Source organism: Echinimonas agarilytica, from assembly GCF_023703465.1.
Lineage (GTDB): Bacteria > Pseudomonadota > Gammaproteobacteria > Enterobacterales > Neiellaceae > Echinimonas > Echinimonas agarilytica.
Genome location: NZ_JAMQGP010000001.1, coordinates 167,280 through 183,424 on the forward strand (window position 1 = coordinate 167,280; position 16,145 = coordinate 183,424).

General features: G+C 46.0%; 17 protein-coding genes. 8 read left to right on the plus strand and 9 right to left on the minus strand.

The genetic code is table 11. From position 1 onward, the window contains the following. Positions 1 to 150 precede the first annotated feature (150 nt). The gene (locus tag NAF29_RS00665) at positions 151 to 798 is read left to right on the plus strand and encodes a hypothetical protein (RefSeq protein WP_251259503.1); all 648 of its coding nucleotides are present in this window, start codon (positions 151 to 153) and stop codon (positions 796 to 798) included. Between the two features lie 800 nt (positions 799 to 1,598). Here the strand turns inward: NAF29_RS00665 and NAF29_RS00670 are convergent. Both NAF29_RS00670 and NAF29_RS00675 read right to left on the minus strand, forming a co-directional pair. Next, positions 1,599 to 1,865 carry a DUF1040 family protein gene (locus NAF29_RS00670; RefSeq protein WP_251259504.1) on the minus strand — a complete coding sequence of 89 codons (267 nt, stop codon included), beginning with the start codon at positions 1,863 to 1,865 and terminating at the stop codon, positions 1,599 to 1,601. Between the two features lie 15 nt (positions 1,866 to 1,880). Next, positions 1,881 to 2,240, minus strand: a complete 360-nt coding sequence (locus NAF29_RS00675) for a hypothetical protein (RefSeq protein ID WP_251259505.1) — start codon at positions 2,238 to 2,240, stop codon at positions 1,881 to 1,883. Between the two features lie 122 nt (positions 2,241 to 2,362). Between NAF29_RS00675 and ccoG the strand changes: the two genes are divergently transcribed. From ccoG to NAF29_RS00695, 4 genes are all read left to right on the plus strand, one after another. Continuing rightward, complete coding sequence (gene ccoG / locus NAF29_RS00680; RefSeq protein WP_251259506.1) at positions 2,363 to 3,799, plus strand: cytochrome c oxidase accessory protein CcoG; 1,437 nt, start codon at positions 2,363 to 2,365, stop codon at positions 3,797 to 3,799. A gap of 1 nt (position 3,800) precedes the next feature. Beyond that, positions 3,801 to 4,793 (plus strand): serine/threonine protein kinase, encoded by a 993-nt coding sequence (locus tag NAF29_RS00685; RefSeq protein ID WP_251259507.1) that lies wholly within the window; start codon positions 3,801 to 3,803, stop codon positions 4,791 to 4,793. A gap of 152 nt (positions 4,794 to 4,945) precedes the next feature. Beyond that, positions 4,946 to 5,569 (plus strand): thiol:disulfide interchange protein DsbA/DsbL, encoded by a 624-nt coding sequence (locus NAF29_RS00690; RefSeq protein ID WP_251259508.1) that lies wholly within the window; start codon positions 4,946 to 4,948, stop codon positions 5,567 to 5,569. A 37-nt stretch (positions 5,570 to 5,606) separates the two neighbouring features. Further along, positions 5,607 to 6,074: a 2-thiouracil desulfurase family protein gene (locus tag NAF29_RS00695; RefSeq protein ID WP_251259509.1), complete on the plus strand. Its 468-nt coding sequence runs from the start codon at positions 5,607 to 5,609 to the stop codon at positions 6,072 to 6,074. Here the strand turns inward: NAF29_RS00695 and yihG (NAF29_RS00700) are convergent. The 3 genes from yihG (NAF29_RS00700) to speA are packed head-to-tail and all read right to left on the minus strand — an operon-like array spanning position 6,071 to position 9,816. After that, positions 6,071 to 6,982 carry a 1-acylglycerol-3-phosphate O-acyltransferase, YihG family gene (gene yihG, locus NAF29_RS00700; RefSeq protein WP_251259510.1) on the minus strand — a complete coding sequence of 304 codons (912 nt, stop codon included), beginning with the start codon at positions 6,980 to 6,982 and terminating at the stop codon, positions 6,071 to 6,073. The genes NAF29_RS00695 and yihG (NAF29_RS00700) overlap by 4 nt on opposite strands. Before the next feature lie 7 nt (positions 6,983 to 6,989). Then, the gene (gene yihG, locus NAF29_RS00705; protein ID WP_251259511.1) at positions 6,990 to 7,883 is read right to left on the minus strand and encodes a 1-acylglycerol-3-phosphate O-acyltransferase, YihG family; all 894 of its coding nucleotides are present in this window, start codon (positions 7,881 to 7,883) and stop codon (positions 6,990 to 6,992) included. Between the two features lie 52 nt (positions 7,884 to 7,935). Beyond that, positions 7,936 to 9,816, minus strand: coding sequence for a biosynthetic arginine decarboxylase (speA, locus tag NAF29_RS00710; protein ID WP_251259512.1), 1,881 nt, complete (start codon positions 9,814 to 9,816; stop codon positions 7,936 to 7,938). A gap of 152 nt (positions 9,817 to 9,968) precedes the next feature. Between speA and speE the strand changes: the two genes are divergently transcribed. Next, positions 9,969 to 10,832 carry a polyamine aminopropyltransferase gene (speE, locus tag NAF29_RS00715; protein ID WP_251259513.1) on the plus strand — a complete coding sequence of 288 codons (864 nt, stop codon included), beginning with the start codon at positions 9,969 to 9,971 and terminating at the stop codon, positions 10,830 to 10,832. Positions 10,833 to 10,893: 61 nt separating this feature from the next. Here speE and NAF29_RS00720 read toward each other — a convergent pair whose 3' ends face one another. After that, complete coding sequence (locus tag NAF29_RS00720) at positions 10,894 to 11,319, minus strand: CBS domain-containing protein (protein ID WP_251259514.1); 426 nt, start codon at positions 11,317 to 11,319, stop codon at positions 10,894 to 10,896. A gap of 214 nt (positions 11,320 to 11,533) precedes the next feature. On the opposite strand from NAF29_RS00720, the gene NAF29_RS00725 reads away from it, so the two are divergent. Both NAF29_RS00725 and NAF29_RS00730 read left to right on the plus strand, forming a co-directional pair. Further along, complete coding sequence (locus NAF29_RS00725; RefSeq protein ID WP_251259515.1) at positions 11,534 to 12,208, plus strand: flagellar brake protein; 675 nt, start codon at positions 11,534 to 11,536, stop codon at positions 12,206 to 12,208. Between the two features lie 232 nt (positions 12,209 to 12,440). After that, positions 12,441 to 13,346: a tetratricopeptide repeat protein gene (locus NAF29_RS00730; RefSeq protein ID WP_251259516.1), complete on the plus strand. Its 906-nt coding sequence runs from the start codon at positions 12,441 to 12,443 to the stop codon at positions 13,344 to 13,346. A 61-nt stretch (positions 13,347 to 13,407) separates the two neighbouring features. Here NAF29_RS00730 and NAF29_RS00735 read toward each other — a convergent pair whose 3' ends face one another. The 3 genes from NAF29_RS00735 to NAF29_RS00745 form a co-directional block, all read right to left on the minus strand. Continuing rightward, entirely contained in the window at positions 13,408 to 13,788 is a 381-nt protein-coding gene (locus NAF29_RS00735; protein WP_251259517.1) for a DUF3192 domain-containing protein, read from the minus strand. A gap of 165 nt (positions 13,789 to 13,953) precedes the next feature. Further along, complete coding sequence (locus NAF29_RS00740; RefSeq protein ID WP_251259518.1) at positions 13,954 to 14,943, minus strand: helix-turn-helix transcriptional regulator; 990 nt, start codon at positions 14,941 to 14,943, stop codon at positions 13,954 to 13,956. Continuing rightward, positions 14,940 to 15,863, minus strand: coding sequence for a GGDEF domain-containing protein (locus tag NAF29_RS00745; RefSeq protein WP_251259519.1), 924 nt, complete (start codon positions 15,861 to 15,863; stop codon positions 14,940 to 14,942). Before NAF29_RS00745 ends, NAF29_RS00740 begins: the two co-directional genes overlap by 4 nt. Positions 15,864 to 16,145: the final 282 nt, after the last annotated feature.

Consider the following 16,145-nt stretch of genomic DNA (forward strand, 5'->3'; position numbering starts at 1 on the left):
CGATTAATGCGCTAAACCCTGAGTAGGCAAGCTAAGTTTGGCTGATAAAAGTAGGGTTTAGTGCGTGTCTCTGAAGGTTGGATAAGCCGACTAATGGTTTGAGTTGTCATCAAGCAATATGAACGATGATTTCTATATTTGGAATAACAAATGGCAAAAAATAAGGCGAAAATGACGGCAGGATGTTGTTTTGTAGACGGCATTCCGAGTTTGCAAAGTTGCGCTACGCGCCAGTCATTTAAAGCGCTGCTGGGGGACGCTTTTCAGCAAGGCGAGGGGGTGATGTTAATGCTCAACGATCAAACAAGATTGCCAGCAGAGCCTACTCGCTTAAGTGCTTATCTAAGTTTGATAAATGAGTTAGCTGAAGAGCATCAAAAACTGGTTATCGTTGAATTGGTTAAGCAGCAACGCGGAGACAGGATATTGTCGTGTATTGATTCGGTATTAGCTGAAAATGGTCTTATTGCTTTGGGATATGACGATCTGAAGCAGGTGGTGCGGCATTCTAGTTCAGTTCACTTTTTTCATTACAGCCAAGACCAGCTGATGTCGCCTTTAACTCATTTAACAGGCATTGTTAGTGATTCAGTGTTGGGTATCGTTAGAGCTAAAAAATCCTTTTCATTCGGCGTTTACCAAGACATTGAACAGAACGTCAAAACACACACTGACGGGAATTTTTTTGCTCTTGGGGTTGAGCTTGATGATAGTTTGACGGACGACTTTGAGTTAGAGCTTTGCGTTTTTGCTGATCAAGCTGACAACTGTTATTCCAACTTAGTCACGCTGAGCTGAGTTGGAATTAGAAATAAAAGGGGTCAGAGCCGTTTTAAATACTCTACTCATCAAGGCAGTATTATTGCGCACAATAATGCTAGTGGTAATGCCACCTAACACTCGCTCATGATGATGTTGGCTTAGCGGCTTCTATTGAGCGGAATAGCACTGCTGAGGAGGCGAAATCTGCAGATGCTTATTCCGTTTTTTGGGTGTGTGGTCGATTTTGGCGGTCTAGCTAGAAGCATCGAGGGTGGTGTCTCTCGACGTTTTCGACCCTGTAGAATTTTGCGTCCAAACCAAATGACTCTGACCCCTTTGGTACGATGAGAGAGGTCGATAGGTAACACAGGATGAAAAAACAAGCGCCATGGAACTGGCGCTGTCGGTAGTTTGTAGTAGTTGCCCAATCTTCCATTTGGCCTTTTGCCAATATTTCTGATGATTGAACTAAGTTCTGTATCACGGCGTTGAAATAATTCGGGAAAAGCTGTGAGTGACAACTATTCCCGAGTTAAAGCTTACGCACTTTGTTGTTTCGAAATCCGATTCGGGCATTTCAATGCCTCTGCTGGCAGTTTCGAACAGTGATACAGAAGAAAAATGTCTTCGCCTTGAGGCAAATGACTTTTTCAATAAACCTTTTAATGGCATTCCCTCAAGGAGCATGCTCTAGGTTTTTTATCGTTGGTTTTAACTGTAGTGGCTTATTCTGAAATGTTCAAAATAGGCACAATAACAGTAGCGACCTGAACTGTCGGAATACTGTATACAATTTTTAGTATGGATTTACCAGCAATTCGTAATAAAAATTTACTTTAGTCAATAATTCCCCGAGCTTTGAGTAGTGCCGTTTTAAAGTCATCTTCACAGTCTTTTGCAATGCCAGGGAGCATCTCGTGTTGTTCGCTGCCTCCCATTTTTAGCTGATAAAACAAGGTATCATCGGTGACTTGGTGAAGTGGTAGGTCGCTACCTGATTGAGTGGCTAATTGCTGCAACAGCTCCGTGAGCTGCAAATCTTGATGCTTTAGCCAATGTTGGCGCAGTAAATCGGTGATCTCTTCAATTTTGTGTTGATTCATTCCCTGACCTTGTCATCAGTGATCCAGCAGTATGCTATGAGTAATTCGACAAACCACGGTCACGTGGTAATCGTTGAGCACCAAGTGGCTGGGTTCACTCTCGGTGCAGTAGCGATTATAAAACAGTAGTAAATCGGCTGAACTATTGCTGATATTCCTAATGTAACGTTGCTCGCGTTGAGAAAAATTCAGGCGCTCGTTGTCTATTCGTTTAAGAAAATCATCTTGATTATAGTCTTTGACGCCATTTACCTTTGCCATGATCTTATCGACCATTTCGGTCGGTTTTGTGCCCACCCACTGCTTGAACGACTCATTTTTGAACGCCATCATGACAGCTGCAACAGCCAGTAAACAAAAGAACACTTTTTTCATGGTTTTAATTACATTTGTTAAATAGGGGAAAGCGCGAAAAGCGCTTATAATAACCAAGTTTTCATTATGTGGTGTTGCTGAGTCAATAACTAGCAGCATTCGCACAGAATCAGGAAGGCATGATGTCTGAGCCAGACGAAAATCAAAAAATTCCAGTAAAAGAGGTCAAAACAGGCCCAAAAACTCGAATCGAAAAACCCAAGTCGGATAAATATGATAGCAAAGCGCCACGGAGCCGAATTTATGTTCGGGCGGTTGAAGGCGTTTACCAAGTCCTGCGAAAACGCATGAACTGGGTCATGATGGTGGCATTTATGGCGCTGCCTTGGATTCAATTTGAAGGGCGTCAGGCGGTGTTGTTTGAAATTGCTGAACGCCAGTTTCATATTTTTGGTCTTACCATCTGGCCGCAAGACTTCATGCTGTTGGCTTTTGTGTTCATGATTGCAGCCTTCGCATTGTTTTTCTTTACCACCTTTCTAGGACGAGTTTGGTGCGGATATACCTGCCCTCAAACGGTTTGGACTTTCATTTTTATTTGGTTTGAAGAAAAGATTGAAGGCCCGCGCAATAAGCGAATGCGGCTTGATCAGTTGCCGTGGGACTTGAATAAGTTCTGGCGCAAAACGCTCAAGCATACCTGCTGGGTAGCATTTTCATTGTTCACCGCGCTTACCTTTGTGGCCTATTTTAGTGGCAGCGTCGAGTCGTTTATTGGCTTCTTTACCGGTGACATGGGGGGGGGGGCCTACTTTTGGGTGATTTTCTTCACGGCAGCAACCTATGGCAATGCGGGGTGGTTGCGTGAAACTGTGTGTTTGCATATGTGCCCGTATGCTCGCTTTCAGTCTGTGATGTTTGACCGCGATACCTTTACCGTGAGCTATGATGTAAAACGAGGTGAATCACGCGGGCCGCGCTCTCGTAAAGCCGATCCTGCTGCTTTGGGGCTGGGGGATTGTATTGATTGCTACTTGTGTGTGCAGGTTTGCCCAACGGGCATTGATATCCGTAACGGACTGCAATATGAGTGCATTAACTGCGGTGCGTGCGTAGATGCCTGCGACACCACCATGGAGCGTATGGGCTATGACAAAGGCTTGATCAGCTATACCACCGAGCGCCAGTTGGAAGGAGGCAATACTAAAATTACGCGCCCTAAGCTCATTGGTTATGGTTTTGTGTTGGTGGCTATGATTGGCGTCTTTATTATGACAGCAGTGACACGCTCTCCGCTTGGACTGGACGTGATTCGCGATCGGAATATGCTGTCTAGAACCACCAACGAAGGCTTAATCGAAAACGTATACACCCTGAAATTATTGAATAAATCGCAGCAAGAGCAAACCTATCAGCTCAGTGTAGAAGGTTTAGAAGAAGTTCGCTGGACCGGCGATCAAACCGTGGTCGTTGCGAATGGTGAAATCTTTAACTTGCCAATATCATTGGCAGTTGACCCGTATCTATTAGAGCAACCGATCACCGATATTGAGTTTATTCTGACCGACTCCGAAAACCGACAAGTGCGCCAAGAAAGCCGCTTTATTAAAGGCCGATAAATTGGCAAGTTTTGATTTTTCGGGGCTTAGCCCCGATACCATTTTAGATGCGCTTGAATCTGTGGGCATTCGCGCCGAGTCAGGTTTGTTAGCTCTGAATAGCTATGAAAACCGAGTGTATCAACTGCTCGCAGAAGATCAGCGTCGTTATGTGGTGAAGTTTTATCGCCCCGCACGTTGGTCGCTGGAACAAATCCGAGAAGAGCATGCCTTTGCCCATGACTTGGCCGATGCCGATGTACCGGTTGTTGCACCGCTTAAGTTTAACGGCGAGTCACTGCTGCAATGGCAAGACTTTTGGTTCACTGTATATCCGTCGGTGGGGGGGCGTACTTTTGACGGCGACGACTATGACGGCCTTGAACGCATTGGACAACAGCTGGGTCGTTTGCATGAAGTGGGCGCGCGTTCTTTGTTTGAGCACCGACCAGCCATCGACATGTCAATGTTGAACAACGGACTCGAGATCATTCGTTCACAAGCAGAAATCCCGTCTCATATCGATCAAGCTTTTCACACGACATTGGATGCCTTAGCGAGTGCCGTAGCGGAACGCATGCAGGGAATGTGCGATTTACCGCAATTGCGACTTCATGGTGATGCTCACTTGGGCAATATTCTGATTCGCGATCAAGAAGTGAACTTTGTTGATTTAGATGACAGCCGCAATGGCCCTGCGATTCAAGACATTTGGATGTTTTTGAGTGGCGAGCGCGATCAACAACTCACTCAGCTTGATGCTCTGGTTGAAGGCTACGAAGTGTTTCGCTCGTTTGACCATAAGCAATTGTCTCTCATTGAGCCCATGCGTGGCTTGCGCATGATTCATTATATGGGGTGGCTCACTCAACGTTGGGTGGACCCCGCATTTCCTCGCTCATTTACTTGGTTCAACACCATGCGTTATTGGGAAGAGCAAATTTTAGCGATGAAAGAACAAATAGCAGCGCTTGATGAGCGGCCATTGAGTTTGTTACCAGATGTTTCATGGTAATTTAGTTTTTTGACCTTAGCCTTTATGCATCAAGGCTTGTAGAGATTTACATAATCATCACAGTGACAACGATATTGCGTTGACCAATACCAAGCTTGTGGTAGTCTCACAGCAATCTTTTTTAATATGATGACTTAATAACAGGACGTGCCATGAGAAAATTACTTGTGACATTGCTGGCTATCGTAGCTTTGCCAATGGCTGCATTCGCTGCAGATTATAAAGAAGGAACTCACTACGAAGTGATTTCTAGCCAAGCAACGACTCAACCTGAGGTGATGGAATTCTTCAGTTACTATTGCCCACATTGTTGGAAATTTGAGCCTATCGTTGAGGCGTTGGAAGACGGCTTGCAAGGGGTAGAGCTTAAGCGTGGCCATGTTGAATTCTTGCCACCGCGTAATCCGCAGCTGGGTCAAATGATGACGCGTGCTTTTGCTGCTGCGCAAGTACTGAAAGTGGTGAAGCCATTCAGTGAGCAAGTGTATCAGCGTAACTTCGTTCAGCGCAAAATGGTTGCGACCATGGACGACGTGCGTGATATTTTCACTGCGATTGGCGTGAAAAAAGAAGACTTCAATGGCGCTTACAACAGCTTCCCTGTGAATTCGTTAGTGGCGCAAATGGCGCAAAAAACTAAAAAATACGGTGTGAGCGGTACGCCATCTGTGATTGTGAATGGTAAATACAAAGTGCTGGCCGGTGGCTTGTCTGATTCAGATGACTTCGTTGCTGATTACGTCAAACTTGTGAATTACCTTGTGACTCTCAAGTAATACTGAAAAGGCCCTGCGGGGCCTTTTTTGATTCCCCATGTATCAAATCCTAGTCAGTGCTTGTTTAGTTGGGCGTCCAGTGCGTTATGACGGCTCAGGCAAAGCACTCTCGAATCCCATCTGGTTAAAATGGCAAGCACAACAACGCCTATTACCGATTTGCCCGGAAGTCGTCGGTGGCCTTGCAACACCGCGAGCAGCTGCAGAGCGTCAGCCTGACGGACGTATTATGACGACAGAAGGCGCCGATGTGACGTCTCAGTTTCATCGCGGTGCGACCTTGTCATTGGCGCAGGCCATTCAATCGAACGTTGCATTTGCGGTATTAAAAGCCAATAGCCCATCGTGCGGTAATCAACAGGTTTATGATGGCAACTTTGCGGGGCGTTTAATTGAAGGCCAAGGTGTGACGGCTGCTTTGCTCAGCGAAGCCGGCTTTAAAGTGTTTAATGAACATCAGCTCGAACAAGCGGAAGTGTACTTAGAGCAGCTGGAGCGCGTCTAAATTTGTTTGGCTGAAGGTTGCGTCATCTCGTCTAATCGTTGATCTTTTTGCTGCCAACGTTCATTAAGTTGTTGTTGGAATGCCACTCTAAATTGTTTGTCTTCGAAGTAGTTTCCAATCAGATTTGAGTCGATCGGATTGGCTTGTACATGCACATTCACGGCGCTGAGCTTGCCCTGCAACAAGCGCGCAAAAGCGGGCTGATCACGGTCAATTTCTGGATATTGAATCGTCACATCGAGCAGGTTCTCGAATTGATCGCCCATGGCAGCTAAGGTGAAGGCAATGCCGCCAGCCTTAGGCTTCAGCAAGTGCCGATAAGGCGACCGCTGCGAATGGTGTTTTTGTGTGGTTAAACGCGTGCCTTCCACAAAGTTAACAATGGTGGTTGGAATTTTCCGAAATTTAGCGCAACTGCGGCGCGTGTTTTCGATGTCTTTGCCTTTTAAGTGCGGGTTCTTTTTCAAAAAAGAATGCGAATAGCGGCTAATAAATGGCATATCTAGCGCCCAAGATGCAATGCCAATAAACGGCACCCAAATCAGCTCTTTTTTTAGAAAGAACTTAGGCGGTGGAAGATCGCGTCCGAGCACTTGCATCAACACCATAATGTCGAGCCAACTTTGGTGGTTACTGATCACCAAATTCCAGCTTTTGGACGACACAGGCTTGGAGTAGCGTATCTGCAAATCGGGGTTGTTGGTTAAGCGAATAATGCCCCAGTTGAGGTAGATGAAGAGTGTATAAAAGACATGACTGACAGACGTGCACATGCGCTGCCAAGGGCCGATAGGCAGCAATTTTAAGATTCCCATGACGGTGATCATCGACCCCGTAAACGCCAAGTTAAGCGCGAGGCTCACGACGACAATAGGGGCCTTTATAAATGTAGGGAATCGATACAGCATGTTTATCTTAAGATTTGTTTTTCAAATCACTCAGTCGTTGGTCTTTTTCTGCCCAAATCGAATTGATCTTGCGCTGAAAAGTGACTCTAAATTCTTTGTTTTCAGTGTAATTGCCGAGCATGCTCTGATCCAAGGGAATCGTGCGAACATGGATTGTAACGCGGCGTAGTTTACCGCAAATAAACTCCCAAAAAGTCGGAGCAGTGCCGTCATAAGCAATGGTGACGTCTAATACCGCATCTAACTGGTCACCCATGCTCGACAACACAAAGCCGATACCGCCAGCCTTGGGCTTGAGTAGGTTGGCATAGGGAGACTTTTGACGTGTGTGCTTTTCGTCGGTAATGCGAGTGCCTTCAACAAAATTCATGATGCTCACCGGTAGCGTGCGGAACTTTTGGCAGGCAGCACGAGTGGTTTCAATATCTTTACCGGCAAGGTGCGGGTTTTTCTTGATGAAGCTTTTTGAATAGCGCTGCATGAATGGGAAGTCGAGTGCCCACCAGGCTAACCCCAGAATAGGAACATAAATGAGCTCTTTTTTGAGAAAGAACTTAAGAAACGGAATTTTGCGATGAAAAACGCGTTGCAACAGTAAGATATCAACCCAGCTCTGGTGATTTGAAATCACTAAGTAGCGACGGCTGATGTTCATTTCAGCTTCTGATTCAAAGGTTAAATCGATCTTTAAAAACAGGGATTGGTTCCATGAATTCACCATGATCCAATTCGATGCCATGACATCGGCAGCGGTGCTCATCCATTGACGCCAAAAGGTAATTGGAATGATCCATTTAAGAACAGCGAATACGAAAATCGGAATGACCCAAAATACCGTGTTGGCGATATAAAGTAGCATTCCTAGAAGCCCCCTAAATGGGCCGGGTAAAAACGACAACATGAATTTCCCTCACATGATTCGTGCAGAAGTGTATATCAAGGCGCGTTCACTGTCAGTCTTCAAAGTAGGTATAACCTTTGAGACTGCTGTCCAATTCTTGTTGAATTGATTGTTGCTCGTCGGGAGAACACTGCAATTGTGCAATTTGAGTCGCGAAAGTTTGACGTAAACGTTGTGGGTCGATATTCACGTAACGCAGCACATCTTCGGTGGTATTGCCGGTTTCTACGTCATCAATCTCATAGCCTGTGGCGGTGAGTTTGACATGTACCGAATGGGTATCGCCAAATAAATTGTGCATATCGCCCAATATCTCTTGGTAAGCGCCCACCATAAAAATACCAAAATAAATGGGTTCACCTTGGCAATACGACGGGATAGACAATGAGCCCTCTATGCCGTTTTGGTCGATGTATTCGCGGATTACTCCGTCGGAATCGCAAGTGATATCTTGCAGCACCACACGCTCAGTTAAAGGCCGTTGCAAACCGGTCAGGGGCACAATTGGAAAGCGTTGATTAATGCCCCATACATCGGGTGTACTCTGAAACAGCGAGAAATTGCAAAAGACCTTGCGAGCGAGTTTGTCGTTCAGTTCATCGAGCAAGTTTTGGTGGCTTCGAATCGCAGGATTCAGCCGTGAGCGAATGTCACTGCACAGATTTAAGTATAATTGTTCGGCAAGCGCCCACTCCGTGACATTCAGCATGCCTTGTACAAATGCTGTATGGGCTTCATCGTACCCATACTGAGCATCGTGAAAGACCTCTAAGATGCGCTGATTGTCGAGGTTATGCTGTAGCTTTTGCCACTGTTCGAGCGCAGCGGGCAGCGGGGCCGGAATTTCTGGTGTTGCGGACGAGATAGGAGAGTCTTCGTCAATGACGTTGGTAATGAGTACGGCGTGGTGCGCCGTCATGGCTCGACCTGATTCCGAAATAATATGAGGATGCGGGAGTTGATATTGTTCACATACATTGATCAGAGCCTGCATGATCCAATGTGCGTATTCTTGGCTCGAATAGTTCATCGAGCAGCTACTACGAGATTGGCTACCTTCATAGTCCACGCCTAAGCCGCCGCCCACATCAACGACCTCCAATTTCGCCCCTTGTAAGGTCAAGTCTGCATAGTATCGAGCCACTTCTTTCATGGAACGCTGGATGTCTCGAATGTTCGCGACTTGAGAACCAATGTGGCAATGCAATAGCGTTAAGCGGTCGAGCGCATCGTGCTGTTTTAACTGGGTGATGGCTTGCAATAACTGATAAGCATTGAGGCCAAATTTGCCTTTTTCACCGCCTGTATTCTGCCATTTTCCAGAAGCAGTGGTATTGAGTCGCACCCGTAAACCTATATTTGGAGTGACCCTGAGTGCTTTGGCCGCGTCGAGCAGCTTACCCAGCTCCGATAGCTTTTCAACCACCACATATACACGGTGTCCTAGCTTTTGTCCCAGCATAGCCAACCGTAAAAATTCGTTATCTTTATACCCGTTACAGACGATCGTGGTGGATGTTTGTGCCAACCCCAAAATAGCCAATAACTCTGACTTACTGCCTGCTTCTAGTCCCGGGTTCACGCCTTCGCTGGCAATTAAAGTATCAATCACTTTGCATTGCTGATTGACTTTAATGGGATACACCGGTGTGTATTGACCTTGATATTCAAGCGTATTGGCTGCGTTTGCAAAGGCTTGGTGAAGAGATTGAACACGATGCTCTAGAATATCGTCAAATCGAACCAATACCGGCAAACTAAGGCCGAGCGAATGCAATTTTTTGACGACATCAGTTAGGCGCAACGAGTGAGAATCTTCACCTGCATGAGGCTGCGCAATGAGCTCACCCTGTTCATTAATATCAAAATAGCCATCGCTCCACTGGGCAATGTTGTAACTGGCTTTGGCGTTCGTGACGAATTCAGCAGACATATATATGATGATAGGTTGGCAGTATCAATATTCTATTATTGTATGCTTTGCTAAGACGAGGCGCAGCAAAAAATTGGCTTGGCTGCATTGCGCTTACAGGTCAAAATGCCAATCGTTCAACAGTGGTCCTCAGACTTTAAGGAATTACCATTATGGCGGGATTACCTACCCCAAATTGGTTGACTGAAATACATCAAGATGCAGGCTCTGCATTTTCTTTGCAAACCGTAAAATTGTTGGCCGAAGTGCAATCTCCCTTCCAGTTGGTACAAGTATTTGAAACCACCGATTGGGGCAACTTCATGATTATTGATGGTTGCACTATGGTGTCGACTCGTGACAACTTTTTGTATCATGAGATGATGACGCACCCGGCCTTGTTTGGGCATGCAAACCCTCAGCATGTTGCCATTATTGGCGGCGGCGATTGTGGTACTCTGCGCGAAGTGTTGCGCCACCCTGATATCAAGTCGGTCACGCAAATCGATATTGACGAGCAAGTGACCATTATGGCGCGTCAATACTTTCCTGAGTTGTGTGAAAGCAATGATGACCCGCGTGCCACCTTGTTATTTGATGATGGCATTCAATGGATGAAAGACGTCGCGCCAGAAAGTTTGGATATTATTATCGTCGACAGCACTGATCCCATCGGTCCAGGGGAAGGCTTATTCAATCGCGCTTTTTACCAATCTTGTCTTGCCGCATTAAAACCCGGAGGGGTATTGGTACAACAAAGCGAAAGCCCATTGCTTCATGTGGATTTGTTGTGTCAAATGCGTCAGGCAATGAGTGATGCAGGGTTTGGTGCATTACAAACGCTGCAATTTCCACAGCCGATTTATCCGAGTGGCTGGTGGAGCTGTACGCATGCGGTAAAAGGCACTGAGTTTGCCGAGCCTCGATGGCAGGATGCTCAAAATCGCCCTTTCGACAGCTTGTACTACAGCGAGCAAACCCATCAAGGGGCAATGGCTTTACCACCGTATTTACTCAAAGCATTTGCGGCGGAGTAGAGTGAATGCAAGCGAGTACAAAAAAGGGCGCTGATGCGCCCTTTTTCTATTGCGATAGCCACTAGCTTTTAGTGGTTTGCTGCTGGCGTTTTTCTAGCGCTTTAAAAATATCGCGCCAACTGACGACCCCTACGGGGATGCGTTGGGCATTGACCACGGGAATACATGAAATCATATGCCGGTTAAACAGTGAGATGGCATCATGAACAGAATCATTGGGCGTCAAGGTGATGACGTGTCGAGTCATGATTTGATGAACCTTTTTACTCAGCGTTGCTCTGTCGTGAGGCGTTTCTGAGACCAGTCCAATGTGCGGGCTGAGTGCTTTAAATAAGTCTCGATCAGACACAATGCCGCACAGTGTGTCATCTTCGATGACGAGCACATGATGAAAACGGACATTCTCAAAAATTTCTTTCACGTGCTCAAGTGTGTCGTCCATGGTGACCGACACGACTCGTGTATTCATCAAACTTTCTAAACTCATACGTACACTCCTTGGTATTCAAAGGACCCCGTTGTTGAAGTTATAACTAAAACAAAAACTTGTAAAATAAAGTTGGTTAAATATTTAACTGCAGTCAATTAAAATTTCGGTCAGTGAATTTAAACCCATGTCAGCCTCTGGCGGTATTGTTTGTCAACCACGTAAAATATTTGTTAATGTCAGTGGTTGTAGAAGACACATCGGATGTGCACAAATGATTCAAACCTCTCGCCACGAAGAACACGAGCAAATTTCTAAAGCGCTACTCGCATGTCCAATCAATTGCCCTGTGGATGTTCAGGTTCTTGCGGGTAGCCATGTATACCGCCTGAAATCTCGACTCATTGGTATCGACAACCCTCATGTGTTATTGCTGCGCTTGGGCACGGATCAAAGCTGGAAAGATGCGAACCATCGGCTAGAACCGGGGCAGCCTGTAGTGATTCGAATGGTGAATGAGTCAGGACAATGCCAGTTGCTGGCATTTAGAACTCAGTTAGGCATGGCATGTAAAGTGCCGCGTCGTTGGCTTACTGTGCAGTTTCCTGAGCGTATCGAATCGGCCAATATGCGCGAGCAAAAGCGTATTCATGTGCAGTTTGGTTGTTATATTGAATGGGGCGACCATAAAGAAAAATTGTCATTGGGTACCATTATCGACTTATCGACCAAAGGTTGCCGCATTGAAACCAAGGTTGACCGTCCCATACCGGAAAGCAGCAACATTCGTATTCGCTTCAAAGATGAGTATTCTCATTTGACGTTACCGGGGGCAGTCCGAAACTCTTCAGTGGATGCATCTGGACAAATTGTTCATGGTGTACAGCTGACCGAGCTAAGCTCTACCGAACGTAGCCACTTGTCTGAACTCATGTTGGCAAATTACTAATTGGCCTGAGCGAAGATGCAGGTTTCGCCTGACTTGTAATTTGTCGTAATACACTTCTTGCCTTCAGATCTCTAACCTCTAATTGTGCGCTGTTGTTCGCACCACAATGGGGAGCAATCATATTTGCTCACAAGTTAGTTAAGGAACTGACTAGCTTCGGTAGAAGTGGACATCTTAATTCGCCATACACCTCTCCGATCTTGCCAGCTCGTCACCGATAGTAGGTACGAATATGCGTGTTCATTATGTTTTAGTGTTAGCGTCTTTGTTGTCTTTTGGATCTCAAGCATTAGTGATCTCCAATTTTGGGTCATCGTCTGCGCCCTTGCAGAAATCAGATAGCAATGCATTGCGACAAATTCAGATGGGGCACAATTATGCGCAAGGTTTGGGTGTAGAAATTGACTACGTCAAAGCCGCAAATTGGTATCAATTAGCCGCCGACCAGAATCACGCCGATGGGCAATATCACATGGGGGTCATGTATGCCAATGGTCGCGGTGTCGCTCAAGATATGGATTTAGCCATGCAATATTATCAACGTGCAGCAGCACAACAACACCCTTCAGCAATGAACGATCTCGGTTGGATATTTCAAAACGGTGTGAATGGTGAATCCAATCAGACCAAAGCCGCAGAGCTTTATTTGAAGTCGGCTCTAGCTGGGGATGCAACCGCCCAGAACAACTTAGGTTCCTTGTATGCCGACGGCTTAGGCGTTGAGCAAAACTTTGAACAAGCGGCCTATTGGTATGGTAAGGCAGTGGTACAAGGCCACGCTGATGCGCAAAACAACTTGGGTTCTTTGTATGCCGATGGATTGGGGGTGGATGCAGACTATCACCGTTCCGCATCACTGTTTCGGGACGCAGCTCAGCAAGGACACGTGATTGCTCAGCAAAACTTAGGCTGGAGCTATGAGCATGGCAAAGGCGTACCGCAGGATCTAAAGCTGGCATTCAATTGGTATCAGTCTGCAGCTGAACAAGGCGATGTGATGGCGCAAATAGACTTGGGCTACATGTATGAAAATGGCTTGGGGTGCACGCAAGATCAAGCTAAAGCTGATTACTGGTATGCTGTTTCAGGGCAGCAAGGCAATGCCGAAAAAGTGTATTACGCGGGGTTGATGCGCTAGTTTAACGTACTTTCGTTACGTGTAAAAAAGGCCTGATATTCAGGCCTTTTTGATGTCTGCTTTATTGTAAACGTTCCAAGGCTGTATCGCCCCAACCAATGAGTTCTCTGTTTTTAAACACTAATGGTGTGCATTCGTCTTTGGTGATTTTTCCGTCACCGTGCTTAGTGTTGGTTTGGTAAAACAAAATTTGGTACTCAGCATCATCTTGCTTTAGATTTTCGGTAAAGTCGGGTGTTCCCAAATTTGCCAATATAGACTCATAACTGGTGGATGTTGTGAGGTTAGCAATCGCAGCGCGATTGTCTTTTTGATGTTGTTGCCAGCCGTGACTATTGGCGAATTCAGAATCCCAATCGCCATCGTTTACCGAGACAACGCAACCGGCCAAAGTGCTTAACATGATCAGGCTGCCCGCTAAAACTATTACAGTGCGCTTCATTTTTTTCTCCTTGGTGAAGTCTTTCACTTGCTTGCACTGAATTGAGCAATGGCTGTGCCAAATATTATTTTATGATTTTAATCAATTAGTTATATTCTATTTGGGGGTTTTTGTGAAAATGATGTTGGTGATATTTACGAATAAAGTGTGAAATTAACTAACTGTTTAGGCTTCTTTGAGTTGGCTTGGCGTCACGCCGGTCCATCGTTTGAATGCGCGTCTAAAATTGTTCACATCACTAATTTCAAAGTGATTGGCCACTTGCTGATTGCTCCAACCTAAATCGTGAACCATGCAAATGGCTAAATATCGATAAGTGTCGTCTTGAATGCTCTGAAATGTGGTGCTTTCGTGCTTCAGTCTGCGTTTGAGTGTGCTATTGCTGACACCTAAATAATCAGCCAAGTCATGTAACTGGCAGTTAGGGTGCCGCTCGCAAAAACTGCGCGTTACTCGAATCAAATGAGGCACATGGTGAGTCGCTACACGCTCGCGTTTACATTGTTGTTGTATCGCCCGATATTCAGTATTGGGGGCCATTTCATGGGGCTGGCTAACACTGTGCATATTGATGCTGGCTCGACAAAATTGCCGATCGAATGTGGCGTTGGAACCGATGTAACTGTGGACCGACGCTATAGCGTGGTGATACGACAGTTGCCATTGCACTTCAGCGCAATAATTACGCAACCAAAAACTCACTGCACTGGTGGCAAACTTCAAATAGAAATTGGCTAAATTGGCCTGCGCAGACTCGCTAATTATGTCGAGGTGAACGTGAGAATGAGTTCTCAACACCCGCAATTGAATGGGCAGGTTCCAGCGCGAATAAAAGGTTGATATGTGCTGCGTTGCTTGTTTTATTGTTGGGCAATAACGCAACAGCTTCGCCAATGTATCGTCACTTAAAATGAGATGCTGGCCAAGTAAAAAAGGTAAGTCGGCATCGCCACAATGAAGCGCTTGTTCAATAAATTTATCGAGTTGGCTTTGCGATATGAACTGGTCGTGTTGACTAAATTGGTTGGCGAACAGCCGAGTTCCTGCAAGGTATGCTTCAGGATTGGAGGAGCGTTGCTGTAACAATGAATACAACAATTCAGCAATGATCGGTCGCATGACTTTATCGTTGCGGCTGACGTATGGCTGGCTCATGCGCGAATCGACTCGAGTTGTGAATTATGTTTGCGCGCATCCAAATTGGCATGACTTTGGCGGACCAAGGCTTCGGCACTGGTGCAATTAGAAATGGGTTGCTGTACCCAACACACCTCTAATTCGGTTGAAATGGAGTGGCAGATCTTTTTCAGAGCTTGCTCCATGTGTCGACTGGCATGAGCATGCGGCATTTGGTGAACCAACAGGGCGAACCGATTCCCCCGACAGCGACACACCAAATCATCAACATTCGAATGGCTTAGCAACAATTCGGCAAATGACTTTAAGAGCTGATCGCCTGCGAGCATGCCGTGCTTCATGTTGAACTGAGCAAAGCCTCTTATGTCGAGTACAAATAAGATGGGGTGCGGTTGATGCGTCATTGCAGCGCCACACACTCGCTGTAATTGCTGAATTAAATAGGGCTCGGTGTACACCTGTGTCAGAGGGTCGAGCAGGCGATACTCTCGATGAAACATTTCGCGTTGCCGAAGCTGACGATTAATTTGTCGCTGCTCACGCAGCCATTCAAACAGCCCGACCGTAATCATCAGCATGGCCAGTGGAATCGACAACGATTCTATATTTTGAAACAAGCGGTGATGCTCAGGATAACGCACAAATTCATCGGCAAAATCCAATACGGTGGAATACCAATAAAGTAAGCAGCCAGTGAACATTAAATGGGTAATACGACCCGAAGGCCGAGAGCAGAGTAAAAATAATAACCAGATCAGAGCGAATAGGCAGGCCACGCCTTCGCCTACAGCATCGAGCCACTGAATCTCAGGTTTGACTGTGCCGTTTGAAAGCGCCGCCATAAATAGAACCAGTGCGCCCACACACCCACCCACTAAATAGTGGAGGTGGTGCAACATGATAAAACGCAAGTGCTGAGTTAATTGAAATATAAGCATCGGCGAATCGTAACGACCGCAGATGACAGATTTTTGAAGAGTCACATATGAGCGTGAGCCGTATTGACCCCGTCAGAAAAGGTCACCGTAAAACGTCTTTAAAAATGTAAGCGCTTACTAACCTTGGGGTTCTTTTTAATTGAGCCTGTTTTGTTCCCAAAGTGAACTGGCAGAGTGCCGTCGCTGAATTGTCATGAAGCTATGAAACAATTTCGTCACACATCACAATTACGGTGCTTCCTAATGATTATCAGAAACTTAACTAATCTTTTTTGGGGCACA

What these genes read in the sequence shown, in the direction of transcription:
- NAF29_RS00745 (WP_251259519.1), bottom strand. Translation starts at nt 15,863, where the DNA reads ATGCTTATATTTCAATTAACTCAGCACTTGCGTTTTATCATGTTGCAC.
- NAF29_RS00735 (WP_251259517.1), bottom strand. Translation starts at nt 13,788, where the DNA reads ATGAAGCGCACTGTAATAGTTTTAGCGGGCAGCCTGATCATGTTAAGC.
- NAF29_RS00725 (WP_251259515.1), top strand. Translation starts at nt 11,534, where the DNA reads ATGATTCAAACCTCTCGCCACGAAGAACACGAGCAAATTTCTAAAGCG.
- NAF29_RS00695 (WP_251259509.1), top strand. Translation starts at nt 5,607, where the DNA reads ATGTATCAAATCCTAGTCAGTGCTTGTTTAGTTGGGCGTCCAGTGCGT.
- speA (WP_251259512.1), bottom strand. Translation starts at nt 9,816, where the DNA reads ATGTCTGCTGAATTCGTCACGAACGCCAAAGCCAGTTACAACATTGCC.
- NAF29_RS00665 (WP_251259503.1), top strand. Translation starts at nt 151, where the DNA reads ATGGCAAAAAATAAGGCGAAAATGACGGCAGGATGTTGTTTTGTAGAC.
- yihG (WP_251259511.1), bottom strand. Translation starts at nt 7,883, where the DNA reads ATGTTGTCGTTTTTACCCGGCCCATTTAGGGGGCTTCTAGGAATGCTA.
- NAF29_RS00730 (WP_251259516.1), top strand. Translation starts at nt 12,441, where the DNA reads ATGCGTGTTCATTATGTTTTAGTGTTAGCGTCTTTGTTGTCTTTTGGA.
- NAF29_RS00670 (WP_251259504.1), bottom strand. Translation starts at nt 1,865, where the DNA reads ATGAATCAACACAAAATTGAAGAGATCACCGATTTACTGCGCCAACAT.
- ccoG (WP_251259506.1), top strand. Translation starts at nt 2,363, where the DNA reads ATGTCTGAGCCAGACGAAAATCAAAAAATTCCAGTAAAAGAGGTCAAA.
- NAF29_RS00690 (WP_251259508.1), top strand. Translation starts at nt 4,946, where the DNA reads ATGAGAAAATTACTTGTGACATTGCTGGCTATCGTAGCTTTGCCAATG.
- NAF29_RS00720 (WP_251259514.1), bottom strand. Translation starts at nt 11,319, where the DNA reads ATGAGTTTAGAAAGTTTGATGAATACACGAGTCGTGTCGGTCACCATG.
- speE (WP_251259513.1), top strand. Translation starts at nt 9,969, where the DNA reads ATGGCGGGATTACCTACCCCAAATTGGTTGACTGAAATACATCAAGAT.
- NAF29_RS00675 (WP_251259505.1), bottom strand. Translation starts at nt 2,240, where the DNA reads ATGAAAAAAGTGTTCTTTTGTTTACTGGCTGTTGCAGCTGTCATGATG.
- NAF29_RS00740 (WP_251259518.1), bottom strand. Translation starts at nt 14,943, where the DNA reads ATGAGCCAGCCATACGTCAGCCGCAACGATAAAGTCATGCGACCGATC.
- yihG (WP_251259510.1), bottom strand. Translation starts at nt 6,982, where the DNA reads ATGCTGTATCGATTCCCTACATTTATAAAGGCCCCTATTGTCGTCGTG.